Annotated in this window: 13 protein-coding genes, 1 other RNA gene and 1 pseudogene; 8 read left to right on the forward strand and 7 right to left on the reverse strand. The window is 55.5% G+C overall.

Annotated elements, in window-relative coordinates; all coding sequences use genetic code 11:
- From hflK to HGO37_RS01445, 4 genes are all read right to left on the reverse strand, one after another.
- Complete coding sequence (hflK, locus tag HGO37_RS01430) at positions 1-1,119, reverse strand: FtsH protease activity modulator HflK (protein ID WP_192488559.1); 1,119 nt, start codon at positions 1,117-1,119, stop codon at positions 1-3.
- A 143-nt stretch (positions 1,120-1,262) separates the two neighbouring features.
- Positions 1,263-1,790 carry a dihydrofolate reductase gene (locus HGO37_RS01435; protein WP_250981838.1) on the reverse strand — a complete coding sequence of 176 codons (528 nt, stop codon included), beginning with the start codon at positions 1,788-1,790 and terminating at the stop codon, positions 1,263-1,265.
- On the reverse strand, positions 1,787-2,581 hold the full coding sequence (locus HGO37_RS01440) for a thymidylate synthase (RefSeq protein WP_250981839.1): 795 nt from the start codon (positions 2,579-2,581) through the stop codon (positions 1,787-1,789). The genes HGO37_RS01435 and HGO37_RS01440 overlap by 4 nt, the downstream gene beginning before the upstream one ends.
- Positions 2,582-2,670: 89 nt before the next feature.
- Positions 2,671-2,979 (reverse strand): DUF2853 family protein, encoded by a 309-nt coding sequence (locus HGO37_RS01445; RefSeq protein ID WP_250981840.1) that lies wholly within the window; start codon positions 2,977-2,979, stop codon positions 2,671-2,673.
- Positions 2,980-3,203: 224 nt separating this feature from the next.
- Between HGO37_RS01445 and ssrA the strand changes: the two genes are divergently transcribed.
- The 8 genes and pseudogenes from ssrA (at position 3,204) to betC (ending at position 9,483) form a co-directional block, all read left to right on the forward strand.
- Positions 3,204-3,565, forward strand: a transfer-messenger RNA (tmRNA) gene (ssrA, locus tag HGO37_RS01450).
- Positions 3,566-3,692: 127 nt separating this feature from the next.
- The gene (locus HGO37_RS01455) at positions 3,693-4,202 is read left to right on the forward strand and encodes an SspB family protein (protein ID WP_192488555.1); all 510 of its coding nucleotides are present in this window, start codon (positions 3,693-3,695) and stop codon (positions 4,200-4,202) included.
- A gap of 132 nt (positions 4,203-4,334) precedes the next feature.
- A complete protein-coding gene (locus tag HGO37_RS01460; protein WP_250981841.1) occupies positions 4,335-4,529 on the forward strand; it encodes a DUF4169 family protein in 195 nt (64 codons plus the stop codon).
- A gap of 88 nt (positions 4,530-4,617) precedes the next feature.
- The gene (locus HGO37_RS01465; protein ID WP_250981842.1) at positions 4,618-4,857 is read left to right on the forward strand and encodes a ribbon-helix-helix domain-containing protein; all 240 of its coding nucleotides are present in this window, start codon (positions 4,618-4,620) and stop codon (positions 4,855-4,857) included.
- 324 nt (positions 4,858-5,181) lie between these two features.
- Positions 5,182-6,141, forward strand: coding sequence for a taurine ABC transporter substrate-binding protein (gene tauA / locus HGO37_RS01470; protein WP_250982381.1), 960 nt, complete (start codon positions 5,182-5,184; stop codon positions 6,139-6,141).
- Between the two features lie 88 nt (positions 6,142-6,229).
- Positions 6,230-7,021 (forward strand): taurine ABC transporter ATP-binding protein, encoded by a 792-nt coding sequence (locus tag HGO37_RS01475; RefSeq protein WP_250981843.1) that lies wholly within the window; start codon positions 6,230-6,232, stop codon positions 7,019-7,021.
- A 74-nt stretch (positions 7,022-7,095) separates the two neighbouring features.
- Entirely contained in the window at positions 7,096-7,881 is a 786-nt protein-coding gene (locus HGO37_RS01480; RefSeq protein ID WP_250982382.1) for an ABC transporter permease subunit, read from the forward strand.
- A gap of 86 nt (positions 7,882-7,967) precedes the next feature.
- Positions 7,968-9,483: pseudogene (betC, locus tag HGO37_RS01485) on the forward strand (choline-sulfatase).
- A 36-nt stretch (positions 9,484-9,519) separates the two neighbouring features.
- On the opposite strand, the gene HGO37_RS01490 reads toward betC, so the two are convergent.
- From HGO37_RS01490 to HGO37_RS01500, 3 genes are all read right to left on the reverse strand, one after another.
- Complete coding sequence (locus HGO37_RS01490; RefSeq protein WP_250981844.1) at positions 9,520-13,176, reverse strand: AsmA family protein; 3,657 nt, start codon at positions 13,174-13,176, stop codon at positions 9,520-9,522.
- Between the two features lie 97 nt (positions 13,177-13,273).
- Positions 13,274-14,686, reverse strand: coding sequence for an FAD-binding oxidoreductase (locus tag HGO37_RS01495; protein ID WP_250981845.1), 1,413 nt, complete (start codon positions 14,684-14,686; stop codon positions 13,274-13,276).
- Between the two features lie 233 nt (positions 14,687-14,919).
- Positions 14,920-18,072 (reverse strand): efflux RND transporter permease subunit, encoded by a 3,153-nt coding sequence (locus HGO37_RS01500; RefSeq protein ID WP_250981846.1) that lies wholly within the window; start codon positions 18,070-18,072, stop codon positions 14,920-14,922.
- Between the last annotated feature and the right edge of the window lie 4 nt (positions 18,073-18,076).

An 18,076-nucleotide genomic window follows, 5' to 3' on the forward strand; every position in this document is an offset into this window, starting at 1 on the left:
TTAGTTGCCTCCCTGCGTCGCGGCAGCCGCTGCGGCACCGCGTGTAATCTCGTTGAGCGGCAGGTAAGGAACGACCCCCTGCTTCTCGTCAATAATGATCTTGCTGGTACTCTTCATGACCTGTTCCATCGTTTCGATGAACAGACGCTGACGGGTAACATCAGGTGCCTTGGTGTATTCATCATAGATGGACACGAAACGCTGCGCTTCACCCTGAGCTTCGTTTACAACACGGCTCTTGTAAGCGTTTGCTTCTTCGCGGATCTGAGCTGCCTGACCGCGTGCCGCACCAAGCTTCTGGTTGGCATACTGGTTGGCTTCTTCAACAAAACGGTCTTCGTCCTGCTCGGCGCGCTGCACTTCGTCAAACGCATCTGCCACTTCGCGCGGCGGTGCTGCATCTTCGATAGCAACAGCATTAATCGAAAGGCCAGCTCCGTAACCGTCCATCGTAGCCTGAATGATGTTACGAACATCAGCAGCGATCTGTTGGCGGTTATCACGGAAAATGTCCTGCGCCGGACGGCGACCAACAACTTCACGCATCGCGCTTTCGGAAACCTGTTGCAAGGTTTCAGCAGGCGTGTCGACGTTGAAGAGATAAGACTTTGGATCCGTTACGGTAAACAGCACGGAGAACTGTACGTTCACGATGTTCTGGTCGCCGGAAAGCATGACACCTGTACCGGTCGACGATGTCGCACGCGAACCAATATTCTGCTGCTGCTCTGTAACCTTGACGATCTCGACCGTTTCAATCGGCCAGAAATGGAAGTGAAGGCCCGGCATGGACACTTCATCCTTCGGCTTGCCGAAACGCAGTTCAACGCCGCGCTCATCTGGCTGCACCGTGTAAATGGACTGCATGGCAACGAAAGCAATCAGCACCAGCGCAAGTATGGCAACAACACCGCCATTAAAACCGCCCGGCAATATGTTGCGAAAACGATCCTGTCCGCGTCGGATAATGTCTTCCAGATCCGGTGGGCCACCATTTCCACCACCACCACCACCGCCGCCACGCGGACGGTTCGGTCCCTGCCCCCACGGGCCTCCTTGGTTATTACCACCGCCGCCGCCCCAAGGGCCGCCGCCGCCATTTTGATTGCTCCAGGGCATCAATACCTCTTGTGTTATGAATTCTCCCGCCCCCACCCTGCCGATTGCTCGCGCTGAACGGGTATATCGACCCCGTTATAGGGACGCAAACCTGCGGTTTCAACGCAGAGGCGGTAACTTATTCGACAATCAGGGTAAATTGTTCACTTTGCCCCGCCTCTTCGCCTGTAAGTAGCAAAGGTCACAGCATAGTTGTCTTTATCACCGGCTGGTGCGGCCGTTTCGTCCACCTTTTCAAACCGCTCAGGATCGATGTCCGGGAAATACGTATCCCCATCAATCCGTGCATCAATATGCGTCATATAAAGGCGGTCGGCAAATGGCATCGACTGGGCGTAGATTTCACCGCCACCGGCCACAAAAACCTCGTCTACACCAAGCTCTTTCGCCTTGGTCTTTGCCAGATCAAGTGCGGCCTCCAGCGACGACACTACATCAACACCATCAGGGCGATAATCGACATTGCGGCTGATGATGATATGCGGACGCCCCGGCAAGGGACGCTCGCCGACCGAGATGAATGTCTTGCGACCCATGATCATCGGTTTACCCATGGTCAGCGCCTTGAACCGCTTGAGATCGGTGGACAGCTTCCACGGCATGTCAAGCTCGCGGCCGATAACACCGTTTTCTGTCACTGCGGCAATCAGGGAAATGTTGGGCGTGCTCATACCGCAATCGGCGCCTTGATGCTTGAATCAGCTTCGTAGTTTTCCAGCGTAAAGTCTTCGAACTTAAAGTCAAAAAGGCTTTTCACGTCAGGATTGATGCGCAGTGTCGGCAAGGCTTTCGGCGTACGCGTCATCTGCAGCTGCGCCTGCTCGAAATGGTTGGAATAGATATGCGCGTCACCCAGCGTGTGCACGAAGTCACCCGGCTTCAGACCAACCACCTGCGCCACCATCAGTGTCAGCAGAGCATAGGATGCGATGTTGAATGGCACACCGAGGAAGATGTCAGCCGAACGTTGGTATAGCTGGCAGGACAATTTGCCATCGGAGACATAGAACTGGAACAGGCAGTGGCACGGCGGCAACGCCATGTCATCCACCAGCGCCGGGTTCCATGCCGACACGATATGACGGCGCGAATTGGGATTGGTCTTCAAGCTTTCAATCAACAGGGCAATCTGATCGATATGGCGACCGTCAGGAGCTGGCCAGGAGCGCCACTGCGCACCGTAGACCGGACCGAGATCACCATTTTCATCCGCCCACTCGTCCCAGATCGAAACGCCGTTTTCCTTGAGATAGGCTATATTGGTATCACCCTTCAGGAACCACAGCAATTCATGAATGATCGAGCGCAGATGCAGCTTCTTGGTGGTGAGAACCGGAAACCCTTCAGAGAGATCAAATCGCATCTGATAACCGAACACGGAGCGTGTCCCGGTGCCGGTGCGATCGCCACGGTCGCTTCCAGTGTCCATCACATGTCGGAGAAGATCGAGATATTGCTTCATGAGGGGTCCGCCGCAGATTCCATATTGACCGGAATATAATAGTGAAAGGCGGCGGAACCAATGTCTATCGGGGGCGCTCCCCCGCTTTTTTAGAGGTCACCCAGTTTGCCTAGTTCCTTGGCCACCAGATAATAAAAGGTCACGCGCGATTTGGAGCGGTCAGCCGCCAGGGTTTTGCACACGGCATCAACGGCATTATCGGCCGCAGCGCCCGTGACGCCAAGTTTTTTGCCGCACCACCTTTCTTTCACGCGCGCCAGTTCTTCAGGATCGGACGCCGAAACCAGCGAGGAATCGCGATTGCGAAGCGCAATACCCAGGTGCTTGACGATTTTGCTGACGATTGCCTCGTCTGCATTAGCGTCGTATTTTTTCACATCTGCAAGATAGTCCGTCATGTCCTCTCCTTCATGTGTCCTCAAGCGTCATCTCCATTTAACTCAGGAGGCGCTTGTTAAGTACAATCTATCAGAGCAATGATTGCGTCAAGAACGGCCACGATGATTTAACAACTTGCCACATAGCCTGACTTTAAAGGGGTTTTCCGGCCTGTCCGCAAAAACACAATGGCGCAATCGTCCATTCAGGCTTCCAATTGAATTTAACGGATAAAACCAATCAGACACTTGTTTTGTTCACGTCTCCGGCTTATCTAGAGGGTGCTTCGCAAGAAGATATGGCGATAAATGGTCGGTGTAATAAACCTATTGGACCCGGGGGCGGTACCCGGCGCCTCCACCAAAAACCGGCGGCCTTCTGGCCGGCTTTTGATGGGGGCGAAATAGGATCGACAAGGGCGTAAAGATCGTACTTTTGCTCGGCATGATACCGCCGTTATCGGGTCACAAGTGTAGTTGCAAATGACAACAACGCTAAGGAATACGCTCTCGCTGCCTAATGGCGGTGCGGGAATTCCGCTCTAAGTCCTTACGGTTAGCCCCGTAAGGCGGGGTTCGGAGGTACCTGGCAACAGAAACCTCCACCTTCTTTCTTTCAACAAATTCCTATATAATGACGTGACTCGTACGCAGGGTTTGGCGTTGCCGTCCCATGCGTCATTGAATATAGTGTCTGCAAAGACAATTGCATGTATAAAGAAAGATAGGATCGCATGGGGCAGGACCATATCCGTTACGATATTCTCGCACAGGATGCTCTTCGCGGCGTTATCCGCAAGGTGCTGAGCGAAGTTGCCGCAACTGGCCGCCTTCCCGGTGATCATCACTTCTTCATCACCTTCCTGACCGGCGCGCCGGGAGTGCGTATCTCCCAGCACCTCAAGGCTAAATATGCCGAGCAGATGACCATCGTCATCCAGCACCAGTTCTGGGATCTGAAGATCACCGAAACACAGTTCGAAATCGGCCTTTCCTTCTCCGACACACCAGAGAAGTTGGTTATTCCGTTTAACGCCATCCGTGGCTTCTACGATCCTTCCGTCAACTTTGAGCTGGAATTCGACGTTCCGCTGTCAGACGAGGAGGAAGAAACCGAAGGCGCAGAAATCACCGCTTATCCGGAAGTGACGGCTGAAAAGGCACCTGCCGTCGAAGGTGAAGCAGGCGAAGAGAAAAAGGCCGGCTCGGTCGTTTCGCTCGACGCATTCCGCAAGAAACATTAACCCGGCGGCCCCATTCGTTTTATGACTGGTGCGCTTAAAGAATGAACGAAGCCTTTGTTTTTGTTTCAAGGTCGTGGCGGGTGTTCCCGCCACTTTCGTTTTATGTTGACACTTATTGGTCAGGAAACCGAGATGTCCGCTGACGTTGTCAATCTTCGCCCGTTCCGCAAACAGAAAGCGCGCTCTGAGAAAGAGAAGCAGGCGGACCAGAAACGCATTACCTTCGGGCGCACCAAGGCGGAAAAGAACCTGACCACCGCCCTGAATGACAAAGCGGAAAAAACGCTGGATCAGGGCCGAATCGAAAAGCCGCAGGATGACAAGTGAGCGGAAACAAACGCCACTTTTCAAACACTTGCAGCAGGTTTCAGACTCATTCTGACAACAGCTTGAATCAGTTTCGAAAGCCGAAACAGTGATCCGCAAACACTCAGCCACTCTGCACGGTCACCGTACCAGTATTTCCCTTGAAGACGCTTTCTGGAGCGAATTGCAGGATATTGCCCGCCACCGCGGCATGAGTTTTGCCGCATTGCTGGCCGAGATCGATGACAATCGCCCGCCAGAAAGCAACCTTTCCTCCTCGCTTCGGGTCTATGTGCTGGAGTGGATCAAAGCCTCGGTCAAATCCGAGAGCAACGACACCGTCGCCTGACACAGCCAGAAATATGGCCTGAGACATCAAGGCGCTTGCCTCAAAGGTCATATCGCGACCTCCCGCGATATGTACCTGACTGCGAGATGTAAAACACACAGTTCTACTTCACATCCTCGCAGCCCCGGAACTATCGGTGCGATTTATTCAAAAATTACGCAAAACACATACCGTCAATACTCCACTAAAAAGATGTATTTTGCTGTTTATCCCTGAAACCCGTCACTATGCTCTTAATCCAGGACAACAAATCCGAAACCGGAACCCTGCGAACAAGGTGCTTACATGACGATCAAAAAGTTTCTGACGATTACAGCAGCCACGATGGGTGTGGTCTTTGCAGGCATGACGGCTGAGGCCGCTGACAAGAAGGTTGTTGTCGCCTACCAGACCGACGCGCTGCCCTCCTCCGTGGCCATTGCCAATGGCGAGTTTAAACAGCCGGGTTACGAGATCGATTTCCGCAAGTTCAATTCCGGCGCTGAAATCTTCGCCGCCATTGCGTCGGGAGACGTGCAGATCGGTTACGTCGGCTCCAGCCCGTTCGCATCGGCAACATCCCGCGGTCTGGATGTCAAGGCATTCTACCTTTCATCGATTTCTGGCACTGACGAAGCGCTGGTTGTCAGCAATGCCTCCAAGATCTCATCTCTTGACGACCTCAAGGGCAAGAAGCTGGCCGCCGCTCCCGTGTCGACCGATCACTATCAGCTTCTGGCACTGATCAAGTCGCTGGGCCTCAGCGAAAAGGATGTTCAGGTTCTCGCCATCCCCCAGCCTGAAATTGTTGCCGCCTATACCCGTGGTGACGTTGACGGCGGCTTCGTCTGGGACCCGGCGCTGACTGAACTGAAGAAAAACGGCAAGGTGTTGATCACCTCCAAGGAAGTCGCCGAAAAGGGTGCTCCCACCTTCTCCGCCTGGGTCGCGACAGGTGAATTCGCCAAAGACAATCCGGACTTCCTGAAGACGTTTTCCGGCGTGATAAACAAATATTACGGCTCCTTCCTCACCGACAAGGCCGCATGGGGACCAGACAGCGACAATGCCAAGACATTGGCGAAATTCCTCGGCGGCACTGCCGAGCAGCAGGCCTCTGCACTGACCAACCTCAATCTTCTGACACCGGAAAAGCAGGCGTCTGCCGACTGGCTTGGCGGCGGTGAAAAGTCCGGTGCTGCCAATATTCTCAAGGAAACCTCGGAGTTCCTGAAAAGCCAGGGCAAGATTTCCGAAGTGCTGCCAAGCTACGCCGCCTTCGTGACGCCGGACGCTTTGAAGTAACGCGATAATACGAAGCAAACCCTGTCCCGCCGGTCGCAAAGACCGGCGGGACACTCTGTTGCCAGAGCAACAATATCGGGGAACAAAAATGTTGAGCATTCAAAATGCCAGTGTCTATTTCGACGGGCGCGATGGCCGTGACATCCACGCACTTGACCGGGTGAATATCGATATTCCATACGGCGCCTTTGTGGTGGCGCTTGGCGCATCAGGCTGCGGCAAGTCGACTTTGCTCAATGCTATCGCCGGTTTCCTGCCACTATCGGAAGGCGCAATCACGCTGAATGGACGCGCTATTACCGGCCCCGGCGCTGATCGCGGTGTGGTTTTCCAGAAAGATACGCTGCTTCCCTGGTCCAATGTTCTCGACAATGTGGCGCTAGGTTTGAAATTTGCAGGCACCTCCAAACAGCAACGCCACGAAAAAGCGCAAGAGTTGCTAGCGCTCGTTGGTTTGAAGGACTTCGCCAAAAGCTTCCCCTATGAGCTTTCGGGCGGCATGCGCCAGCGCGTTGGCATTGCACGCGCACTTGCGACAGAGCCGGACATTCTGTTGATGGACGAACCCTTCGGCGCATTGGACAGCCTGACCAGAGAACAGATGCAGGAACTGCTGATTTCCGTCTGGCACCGTACTGGAAAACGCATCTTTTTCATCACCCATTCCATTGAGGAAGCCCTATTCCTCGGCACCCATGTCATCGTCATGTCGCCGCGTCCAGGACGGATTGTCGCCCGTTACGAACTGGATTTCGTCAAACGTTTTGTCGAAACCGGCGATGTCAGATCTATACACCTGTCACCGGAATTTGGTCTGTTGCGCGAAGAAATTCGCGAAATTCTCCATGGCGACGACAAGAAGGGGCGGTTAAGCGCATGACAACGATAGAGCTAGATAACACCCGGCCACACACCTCCGAGGCAACCACGCCAGCCCGTAAAAAAACCGTTCGCATGGCAGGTTTCGGCATCGATGGAAAACCGACGCTGGCCATCAGCCTGTTTACCGGCGCAATCATCATTTTGCTGTGGTGGGCTGCAACCGCATTGAAACTGACACCAAGCCTATTCCTGCCCAAACCCGGTGAGGTGCTGCGCCAGTTCTTCGTCATCTGGAATGATGGTTATGCTGGTGCATCGCTTGGCGAACATGTCGGCGCAAGCCTGTTTCGCATTGGCCTTGCCGCAATACTTGCGCTGGCAACGGCAATTCCGATCGGTCTGTTGATGGGACTGAACCGCTGGGCAAAGGGCATCCTTGATACGCCAATCGAATTTTACTGGCCGCTACCGCCTCTCTCCTATCTGCCATTGATGATCATCTGGCTCGGCATTGGCGAAACCTCGAAAATTGCCCTGCTGTTTCTGGCAATGTTTGCACCGATTTGTCTCTCGGCCCAGGCGGGTGTTCGCTCGGTTTCGATTGAGCGGGCGCAGGCGGCCCGTGCACTGGGTGCCACGCGCTGGCAGTTGTTCTCCCATATTGTACTGCCAAGTGCTTTACCGGAAATTCTGACCGGCGTGCGCATTGCCTTCGGCATTGGCTGGGGAACGCTGGTGGCCGCAGAACTGATCGCCTCAACACAGGGCATCGGTTTTCTCATCATGTCGGCAGCGCAGTTTCTGGCAACCGACGTGGTGTTTGTCGGCATCGCCATTATCTCCGTCTGCGCCTTCGGTTTCAGCGCATCGGTCCGCTTGCTGGAACGTGTGCTGGTGCCGTGGAAGGGCAAGGCCTGACAAAACAAGGGGGGCGGCGCACCCTGCTCCGCCCTCCCGCCTTAAACTGCTGTAACACAAGCATGACATGCATGACTGGAATGACCATGAGCAAGCCCAACATCCTGATCCTGATGGCCGACCAACTTAACGGCCTGTTCTTTCCGGATGGCCCCGCCGACTTTCTGCACGCCCCTAATCTGCGGCGGTTGGCATCGAGTTCAACACGCTTTGCGACGGCCTATACCGGCAGCCCGCTTTGCGCGCCGGGCCGCGCCTCGTTCATGTCGGCACAATTGCCGAGCCGTACTCGTGTTTATGATAATGCCGCCGAGTTTGCCTCCGACATTCCAACCTTTGCCCATCACCTTCGTCGTGGCGGTTATCACACCAGCCTTTCCGGCAAGATGCATTTTGTCGGTCCAGACCAGCTTCACGGGTTTGAGGAACGACTGACCACCGACATCTATCCCGCCGATTTTGGTTGGACACCGGATTATAACAAGCCGGGAGAACGCATCGACTGGTGGTACCACAATATGGGCTCGGTCAAAGGATGCGGGCATTGCTGAAATCACCAACCAGCTCGAATATGACGATGAGGTCGCCTACCACGCCGTCGCCAAGATCAGGGATCTATCGCGACGTCTGGATGACCGGCCGTGGAGTCTGACGGTCAGCTTCACCCATCCGCACGATCCCTATGTGACACGGCAGAAATATTGGGATCTCTATGAAGACTGCGCCTTTCTTGATCCGGTGACCGGGCCAATTCCTTATGAGCAGCAGTGCCCGCATTCCCGGCGCATTCTCGATGCCTGCGACCACTTGGCGCTCGATATTTCTGCAGAGAATGTGCGGCGCTCCCGCCGCGCCTACTTTGCCAATATCAGCTATATCGATGAGAAGATCGGCGAAATTCTCGATGCGCTCGAGGCCGGTCGCATGGACAAGGATACGATAATCGTTTTCCTGTCCGACCATGGCGATATGCTTGGCGAGCGGGGCATGTGGTTCAAGATGAGTTTTTATGAAGGCTCGGCGCGTGTACCCTTGATGATAGCCGCTCCCGGCCTGACATCAGGCCTTGTTGAGCAACCGGTGTCGACGCTAGATGTTCTGCCAACCCTTGCCGCGCTTGCCTGTATCGACATCAGCCCGTTTGCATCCTGGATCGATGGCCAGAGCCTCGTCGATGTCGCCAATGGCAATGCAGACCGCGATCCTGTCTTCATGGAATATGCTGCCGAGGCCTCAATCGCCCCGCTGGTTGGTGTGCGTGATGGTCAATACAAGCTGGTGCTTTGCCCGGCCGATCCACCGCAACTTTTTGATCTTGAAGCAGACCCACAGGAAACCACCAACTTTGCGACTGATCCTGCCTATGCCGAGGTTTTTGCGAAGCTGGAAGCGCTGGCATTACAGCGTTGGGACATCGCGCGTTTTGATGCCGATATCCGAACCAGCCAGGCACGTCGGCATGTGGTCTATGATGCGCTCAGAAGCGGCGCCTATTATCCATGGGATTTCCAGCCGTTGAAGAAGGCGTCGGAACGCTACATGCGCAACCACATGGACCTGAATATTCTCGAAAGTTCAAAACGTTATCCGCGAGGAGAATAACGGCGCCCATCGCGCCGTTTCTCTTGTCTGTGTGGCTCAAGGTGTTGCGGTTGCAGGTGGCGGTGCGAGCTCCTGACGGATTACACCCTCTTCCGGTGAAACCGGCATGGTGTTCTGCATATCGAACTGCAACTGCTGCGCCTTTTCCTGCTCAGCTTTTTTTCTCGCTTGTTCTGCAAGACGTGCTTTTTCTTCAGCTTCCGCCTTTTCACGCGCAGCTTGTCGCTCGGCGGCGCGTGTCACGTAAAGGGCTGCCTCGCGGCGCAGGCGCTGTTTTTCCAGAATATTGGCCTGCAAGGTTTCCACCCGGCGGCGTTCTTTTTCAAAGGCCCGCAGCGAAAGGTAACCGCTCATTGCCGCCACATCCGTGCTGACCGAAGGCGTAGCAACCGGGCCGGAATAGACAAGTCCGACAGATGGCTCACCGCCCGCCTGTGCTTCCTGTCCTGGATTGAAAGCAACCGTGACATTGCCATCCACTGTCTGCTCAAGCAGATCGAGGTTCAGCGTACCGGTCAGATTGGCCTCGCCAGCCGGCAGTCCGACATTCTGCAGACGCAGGATGCCATTGTTGATCGTGAACGGCATCACAAGGCTGTCCGCCTTGACTTCACCATTATAGATCAGCGCATCGACCAGTGGCTTGGTTTTGGAGGCATCGATCTCGCCTTCAATCTTGTCGGCTTCAGCCAGCAGCGGGGCAAACGCCGCGACATTGATACCACGTATCGTCAGGCCATTGGCGCGGATGTCACCCGAACCACCGGCAGAAACCAGCATGTCATGCACACTGGCACCGGTTGCCTCCGCATTGAAGCTGGCATCGAAACGCCCGGTCGCGACCGGTGCACCGGCAAACTGCCACATATGCGCCTGCGGATCGACGCCGGTCACTTTGATATTCGAACGGAATATGCCGGCTTTTTCACCCGTTGCCATAACCAGCGAACCGGCGACCTTGCCGCCCATCCAGTCGCCGTTTATTTCTTCTAGCGACAGGCGACCATTGCTCTGGTTCAGGCGGGTCGAAAATCCCGACACAGATTCCAGAATACCGGTCTGCAGATTGCCCGCCTTCAGCATTACCGATGCCTCAACGCCCGGGAAAGCTGGCAGGGAAACAGCCTCGGCATTCAAGCCACCATGGGTGCTGTCAAACACAGGGCCATAGGTGGTGTCACCAAGCCAGGCCAGATCAACCGTACCAAGCGACAGATCGCCTTCGATCTTGTGCGGCGATACCAGTTGCATCGTCAAATTACCGGAAACCGGATTGCCGGCCGTCTGCCCGTTGATGCCGGACACCTTGATGGCATCTGGCAGAACCTCAACTCTGGATTTCATTTTCGTGGCCATACCGCTGCCAATCTGCGGCAACGAAACGCCATTCATGATGAGATAGGGTTCGATATCCGCGCTCTCCAGCGAAAAGTCACCGGCGCCCTGCCCGAATTTTTCAGTACCAAGGTTGAAAGCACCAACCATGGTTGCGTGGGTTTTTTCTGTCGAGAAACGAATGTCCGTATTGGCGGCATTGCCAAGCGTGCCATTGATCTTGAGCGACACCAGGCCTTCGCCATCCGCATCAAACGGCAGCGGATCGAAACCGACCTGCCCGAACAGAATGGCGGTCGACTGGTTCTTCAACACCGATTCCAGCGAAAATGCCGTATCATCGGTGATCGCCAGAACATCAGGTACCTTGCCCACTGCCGAAATACGGCTGCCATTGACCGTGCCGGACAATGCGACGCTCATGCCCTCATTCTCGGAACCGATCGAAAGATCGGCTTTGAGATCGGAATTGACGTACCAGCTGGCGCTATCGAGCATCTTTTGCAAGATAGGATGGCCGGGCAGATGTTTTTGCAGCATCGCAAGGAATGGCTGCGGATCAGCAGCCCGCAGGCTGACGGTTCCCTTGCCTGCGTAATTCAGCAATGAGCCTTCCAGCCGTGCATTGGCGTCAAGTTGTGCGCCGGCCACATCACCAGCGGTCAGTTTTTCAACATTCAGCACGCCATTGTCGACGCTGAAGGCGGTTTCCACCTCATTGGCGGTCACGCCGGATACGTTGAAGCGGTCGGCCTTGAACCTGGCAGCCATCCGGTGCTGGGAAATGGAGCTGTCGCCCTGCTCACCCATGACAAGGCCACCAATGGCCTTTAGCGCATCAAGATCAATCTCGTTACCCGCCAGATCAATCGACAGACTTGGCGGCTGACCTTCGGCCGATTCCCGTTCAAGACGACCCTTCAGCGAGGCATTGCCAATCACCAGCTCAAGATTTTCCAGTCGCTGCAACTGAGTGGTCAGCGATACGGATGCGGAAAAGCCAGCAGAGTTCAGCTGTCTGATCGCCGGATCAACCGTGCCGGACAGCCAATTGGCCAGGCCCGACGGCTGGTTGGAGGCAACCAGCAGATCACCATTAAAGGCCGGGCCACCGGTTAGCGTAAGCGCACCGCTTGCCTCAAGCTGCGTGCGCCCGGGCATGAGGGCAACCGCATTGACAATTTGCCACCCGGCACCGGCCGGGCGCACATCCAGCTTGATATCGCGAATGGTCGTGTCATCGGCAACAAGTGCCGGCAGGCGAATGGTGGCCTTGCCCGGTACCTGCGGCACTGGAATGCGGGCAATCAGGGCCGCAAAAGCTTCAATGCGCTGGCGAACCGAGACGACGGGGACACGCGCCGTCTTGCCCGTCTGTACCGGCACGGCGAAGCTGTTGACATCTATTTGCTGGCCATCGGCCGTCAGCAGAAATTCTGGCTGAGTTCCGGTATCAAGCGTGGCTTCGCCGGTGATAATGTAAGGATTTCCGGCATCCCCCAATTCCATGCGGTATTCGGGAACACGCACACTTTCGTTGGTCAGCTCAAACTTGCCCTGCGTGCGGGGCGCAGAAAAAATTGACGCCTGCTGCGGCTGTTTTTTATCCTTCTCGTCCTGACGGATCTGGAAGGTAAAATTACCGCTGTAAACAGGCTTGCCATCGGTAACAGCAAGACCACCATCGAGATCAACCGCAACGGGGTGCTCATCCGGCAGCAGGCGCAGGCGCAAACCTATACGCGCGAGTTTGGCGTCTGGCTCACCGCTCGAGAGGGAAAATGTGCCAGCATGTCCATCAATGGCACCGCGTCCCTCCACACGCCAGGGACCAGCCAGCGAACGGGCGGACATATCCGCCGTCAGACCGGTAACCGTGCGATTGCGTCCGGACTGTTCATCGATAAATTCAATCTGGCCGCCTTCGATACTTACCTTTTCCAGCACAACGGTTTTGGCCGGAATATCGGCGCGGCTGCCGCGCATCCAGTCGAGCGTGCCATCCTTTAACAGACGGATTTTTGCCTTCGGCTCTTCAATGCGCATATCAAAGATACGCGCTTCACCAGACATGAACGGCGCGAGTTCAGCATCCATGGAAAAACGCGCGACCTGAATGAGCGGAGATCCATCCGCGTCCATACCAGCGCGCACATCATGCAGCGTAACGGAAGGAAAAGGCAGAAGACGCGCTTCCACAGCACCGTACACCACAACCTTCTTGCCCAGAATACGGCTTGCCTGATCCTCGAAGTCCCTGCGGAAACTGGTCCAGTCGATAAAATACGGAACAAGCAGCGCCGCAAACAGCGCCACTACGAGCAGTCCGCCCAGAAAAACAAGAATGCGTCCGAGCACTGCCCGATATCTCCATAAAAACAGAAAGGAAGTTAGTTCTTTTTGAACCAAGGGCAAGACACGTTTTTGATTGCCCGTTTTGATTGGTTTGTTGAACTTAACTCATCCGGAACAACTTACCCGGATTAAATATGTTATCGGGATCAAGTGACGACTTGATGGCGCGCATCAAATCCACTGCATCTCCCAATTCTTCCTGCAGGAAGCTGAGTTTGCCCTGCCCTATGCCGTGTTCACCCGTGCAGGTGCCATCCATCGACAGCGCCCGGCGATTGAGTCGCGCCACAAATGCCTCTGTCTTGGTTATGCTGTCTGCATCCTTGCCGTCAAACAACACCAGCACATGGAAATTGCCATCTCCGGCATGACCGACAATCGGTGCAAGGAAGCCATTTTCGGCAATGTCCTTTTGTGTTTCCACCACGCAATCAGCAAGACGCGAAATCGGCACGCAGACATCGGTGGACAAGGCATCGAGCTGCGGTGCCAGCGCCCGGCACGCCCAATAGGCGTCGTGGCGAGCCTTCCACAGCTTGGCACGTTCCTGCGCGTCGCCGGTCCACTTGAAATCGGCACTGCCGAACTCTGCGGCAATCTCGGCAAATTGCTGAGACTGCAATGCGGTTGTTTCTTCCGTGCCGTGAAACTCCAAAAACAGTGTCGGCTTTTCTTCGTAGGAGAGGCCGGAATAGGCATTGCAGGCGCGGATCTGCACCTCGTCCAGAAGCTCGATACGCGCCACCGGAATGCCCATCTGGATGGTCATGATCACGGCGTCACAGGCAGCCTTGATGCTATCGAAGGAGCAGACGCCACCGGAAATCTTTTCGGGAATACCCTGCAATCTCAGGGTCACGGAGGTCAAAACGCCAAGCGTGCCTTCTGCCCCCACAAACAGCCGGGTCAAATCGTAACCGGCAGAGGATTTGCGCGCCCGTCTTGCGGTGCGGATTTCCTCACCATTCGCTGTCACGGCCGTTACCGACAACACATTGTCCTTCATGGTACCGTAGCGAACGGCATTGGTACCAGAGGCACGGGTTGAGGCCATGCCGCCAATCGAGGCATTGGCACCGGGATCAATCGGGAAAAACAGGCCAGTGTCACGCAGATATGTATTGAGCTGCTCGCGCGTCACACCCGGTTCAACGGTCACGTCGAGATCTTCAGCATTGACCTTGATGATGCGGTTCATGCGGGTAAAATCAATCGAGATGCCACCGGATGGCGCATTGACCTGCCCTTCCAGCGACGAACCGGTTCCGAAAGGAATGACCGGCACCTTATGCTCCGCGCATGCTTTGACAACAGTCTTTACATCATCGGCATTTTCAACAAACACCACGCCGTCGGGCAGCTGCGTGGTTAGGTATGTCGTGGTGTGGGCGTGCTGTTCGCGGAAGGACTGGCCGGTCTGGAGCTTGTCACCAAGCTGCTGTGCAAGAACTTTCAAGACATTGGCAATGCCTGCCTCGTTTCTGGTTCCCGAAATTACATCCTTCAAAGCCATCGGCGATCTCCACGGCGGCATCGTTTTTTTAGAAAATCGCAACCGATTTTCAAAAGGTCCGATGCTTATTTCAATAGGCTGGAACAATCTCGTTAAAGCATCAGCAACGACGCGAAGTGCTCCAAAATGCACAAGCCGGACTCAACGTTATCACGCGAGCCCGGCTTGGTATGAGACACGATACAATGTTTGTCCAGCACTGGCATTCCCGCCAGCACTTTGTTTACCGCAGGTTACTCCGCCGCAAGAAGTTGCTTGTCCTCTTCCAACGCCCGACGACGAATGGCTGTTTCCAATTCACGGTGCAGACGGATTTCCTCGTCGGCCTGCGGCTTGGCAAAGCGGGCCAACAGCACATAGGAAACCGGTGTGATGTACAGTGTCACCAGTGTCGCAAAACCAAGACCACCGACGATAACCCAGCCCAGTGCAATACGGGCTTCCGCGCCAGCGCCCTGCGCCATCACCAGCGGAACACCGCCGAGAATGGTGGCAATCATGGTCATCATGACCGGACGCAGACGGATGCTGCAGGCCTTTTCAATCGCCTCACGTACCGTTGCCCCCTGGTCACGCAGGTGGTTGGCAAACTCCACGATCAGAATGCCGTTTTTCGCCATGACGCCAACCAGCAACACAAGTCCGATCTGACTGTAAACATTGAGGCTGGAGCCGGTCACCAGCAGCGCAATCACGGCGCAGGCAAGACCAAGTGGCACTGTCGACATGATGATGACGGAACTCAGCACACTTTCAAACTGTGCGGCCAACACCAGGAAAATAATGGCAATGGCAAAACCGAAGGTCAGCAACATGCCACTGGAGTTTTCCTGGAGCGTCGCAGCCTCACCCATTGGCAACAGGCGTGCACCCTGCGGCATGATCGATTGCGCCAATTCATTGACCTTGGCGACGGCATCACCCAGCGCCACACCCTCCTTCAAGCTGGCCGTAAAACCGACCGAAGGCAACTGCTGTTCACGGTTAAGCTGCGGTGCGACGGCTGTCTCCTTCAAAGTCGCAATAACCGACATCGGCACCATCCGGCCGTCCTTGGCCTTGAGGAAGATGTTTTCAAGGTCCGTCGGGTCATTGATCGGTCGGGTCGAAGACAACAGACGCACGGGAATGGCGTCGCCATCCACGAACACATCCACGATTGAGCGACCTTCCAGCAGCGACTGCATGGCACGCGCCAGACCGGTGATGTCGATGCCAAGATCGGATGCGCGTTCACGGTCGATCGAAACAGAAAGCTGCGCCTGGTTTGGTTCATTGTCGAAACGCGGCGTGTCGAACATGCCGGTTTCGTCCATCGCCAGCAGCAGCTTTTGTGTCGCCTGTGTCAGGGACTGATAGTTGCTGCCAACCATCGCCATGCTGAGACCATTACCTGCACCGCGAATACGCAGACTGTTGGGCTGTTGGGCGGTGGCGCGCAAACCCGGTACCTTCTGTGCAACAGCATTCACATCCTGCGCAATCTGGTTTTGCGTGCGTTCACGTTCGGACCAAGGCGCAAGGGTCATCACGATAAAGCCGGTGTTGGACGAACCATTCATGCCGGTGATCGAATAAATATTACGAATCTCGCCGCTGTCGCGCAGCGGTTTCAGCCCCTCTTCCACACGCTGCAATTGGTCACGGGTATATTCAAGGCCGGCACCCTGTGGCGCGGTTACGCGCATGAAAAGCGACGAGCGGTCTTCGCGCGGCGTCAACTCGCTCTGAACCAAGCCGAACGCAACCCACGAGGCACCCGCAAAAGCGACAGCCACGATAACGACGATCAGTGGATTGTTGAGGCAGGAAGACAGCGTCCTTTTATAGGTGGAAGCAAAAACCTTCCCAAACCACGCCAGCGGCCCCGTTTGAACCTGCTCGCCCTGTTTTAACATGCGCGAGGCAAGCATCGGACACAACGTCAAGGCCACGATGGAGGACAGGCCAACAGCAAAGGCCAGCACGAAACCAAACTCGCGGAATAGGCCACCAAGCTGGCCGGGCAGGAAGGACAGTGGAATGAACACCGCAGCAAGCGTTGCAGTTGTGGCGATAACAGCGAAGAAAACTTCCTGCGTGCCAAGAACGGCAGCGGCACGTGGCCCCATGCCTTCGGCGCGACGACGCACGATGTTTTCAAGCACCACGATCGCATCATCCACCACAAGACCGGTCGCCAGAACGATGGCAAGCAGTGTGAGAATGTTGATAGAAAAACCGATCATGTAGATCGCGACAATCGTTCCGATCAAGGCAACCGGCATGGTGATGGCCGGAATAAGCGTTGCCCGCCAGTCCCGAAGGAACAGGTAAAGCACCACCACAACGATAAGAGCGGAGAGGCCAAGCGCCAGTTGCACTTCGTGCAGCGCGCCTTCAATGAATACCGCGTCATCACTGGTGATGACAATACGTGTGCCCTCGGGCAAGTTGGCCGACATTGCATCTACGGCGGCTTTGACACCAGTGGAAATATTCAGCGTGTTGGACTGTGCCTGACGCACGATACCAAGACCAACGCCTTGAACACCGTTGGAACGCAACGATGTGCTTTCATCGTCCGCACCCAGCATGACGCTGGCAACATCGCGCAGCCGCACCTTGTCCTTGACCATCAGGTTTTCAAATTCGGCTGGTGTCGTGAGATTTGCAGTAGCACGCACGACGATATCCTGCGTGGCGCTTTTAAGCGACCCGGCAGGCACATCAAGTGCAGCCGTTCCAAGGGCTGTCGAGACATCGGTCACCGTCAGACCGCGGCTGGCAAGGGCCGCCTGATCGAGATCAATACGGAAAACCTTATCCTGATCACCCGACAGTTCCACGTCGGCCACACCTTCAACGGCGGCCAGACGGTCAATGATCTCGTCATTCACCAGCTTGGTCAGATCTTCCATGCCAAGCGTCGACGAAGTGACCGCCAGTCGCATGATTGGCTGACTGTCGGAATCCGCCTTGATGATCTGCGGTTCGTCCGCATCGTCAGGCATCTGGTTGGTGACGCGGCCGATGGCGTCGCGAACATCATTGGAAGCAACGGCCAGATCAACCTTGTCGCCGAATTCAAGCGTCACACGGCTGCTGCCGAACTGCGACTGGGAAGAAATAGTCTTCACACCGCTGACACGAGCCACGGCACCTTCAATGGTCTGTGTCACTTCCTGATCGATGGTCTGCGGCGACGCACCGTCGTAAGTGGTGCGCACAGTGATAACCGGGCGGTCCACGTCAGGCAATTCGCGCACATCAACCCCCACCAGTGCCGCCAGACCGGCAACGACCAGAAGTGTATTGATAACGGCTGCAAGAATGGGGCGCCGAACGAAAAGCGCGGTGAAGGCGAGTTTGGAATCCTGGCCGCCTGGAGGCGTCTGGGTGGTCATTGAT

The sequence above is a fragment of the Rhizobium sp. CG4 genome (genome assembly GCF_023701965.1).
Classification (GTDB): Bacteria; Pseudomonadota; Alphaproteobacteria; order Rhizobiales; family Rhizobiaceae; genus Agrobacterium.

Bases quoted from the DNA above. Each gene is read 5' to 3' on its own strand.
- hflK (WP_192488559.1), bottom strand. From the start codon at position 1,119: ATGCCCTGGAGCAATCAAAATGGCGGCGGCGGCCCTTGGGGCGGCGGC.
- HGO37_RS01435 (WP_250981838.1), bottom strand. From the start codon at position 1,790: ATGAGCACGCCCAACATTTCCCTGATTGCCGCAGTGACAGAAAACGGT.
- HGO37_RS01440 (WP_250981839.1), bottom strand. From the start codon at position 2,581: ATGAAGCAATATCTCGATCTTCTCCGACATGTGATGGACACTGGAAGC.
- HGO37_RS01445 (WP_250981840.1), bottom strand. From the start codon at position 2,979: ATGACGGACTATCTTGCAGATGTGAAAAAATACGACGCTAATGCAGAC.
- HGO37_RS01455 (WP_192488555.1), top strand. From the start codon at position 3,693: ATGGGGCAGGACCATATCCGTTACGATATTCTCGCACAGGATGCTCTT.
- HGO37_RS01460 (WP_250981841.1), top strand. From the start codon at position 4,335: ATGTCCGCTGACGTTGTCAATCTTCGCCCGTTCCGCAAACAGAAAGCG.
- tauA (WP_250982381.1), top strand. From the start codon at position 5,182: ATGGGTGTGGTCTTTGCAGGCATGACGGCTGAGGCCGCTGACAAGAAG.
- HGO37_RS01475 (WP_250981843.1), top strand. From the start codon at position 6,230: ATGTTGAGCATTCAAAATGCCAGTGTCTATTTCGACGGGCGCGATGGC.
- HGO37_RS01480 (WP_250982382.1), top strand. From the start codon at position 7,096: ATGGCAGGTTTCGGCATCGATGGAAAACCGACGCTGGCCATCAGCCTG.
- HGO37_RS01495 (WP_250981845.1), bottom strand. From the start codon at position 14,686: ATGGCTTTGAAGGATGTAATTTCGGGAACCAGAAACGAGGCAGGCATT.
- HGO37_RS01500 (WP_250981846.1), bottom strand. From the start codon at position 18,072: ATGACCACCCAGACGCCTCCAGGCGGCCAGGATTCCAAACTCGCCTTC.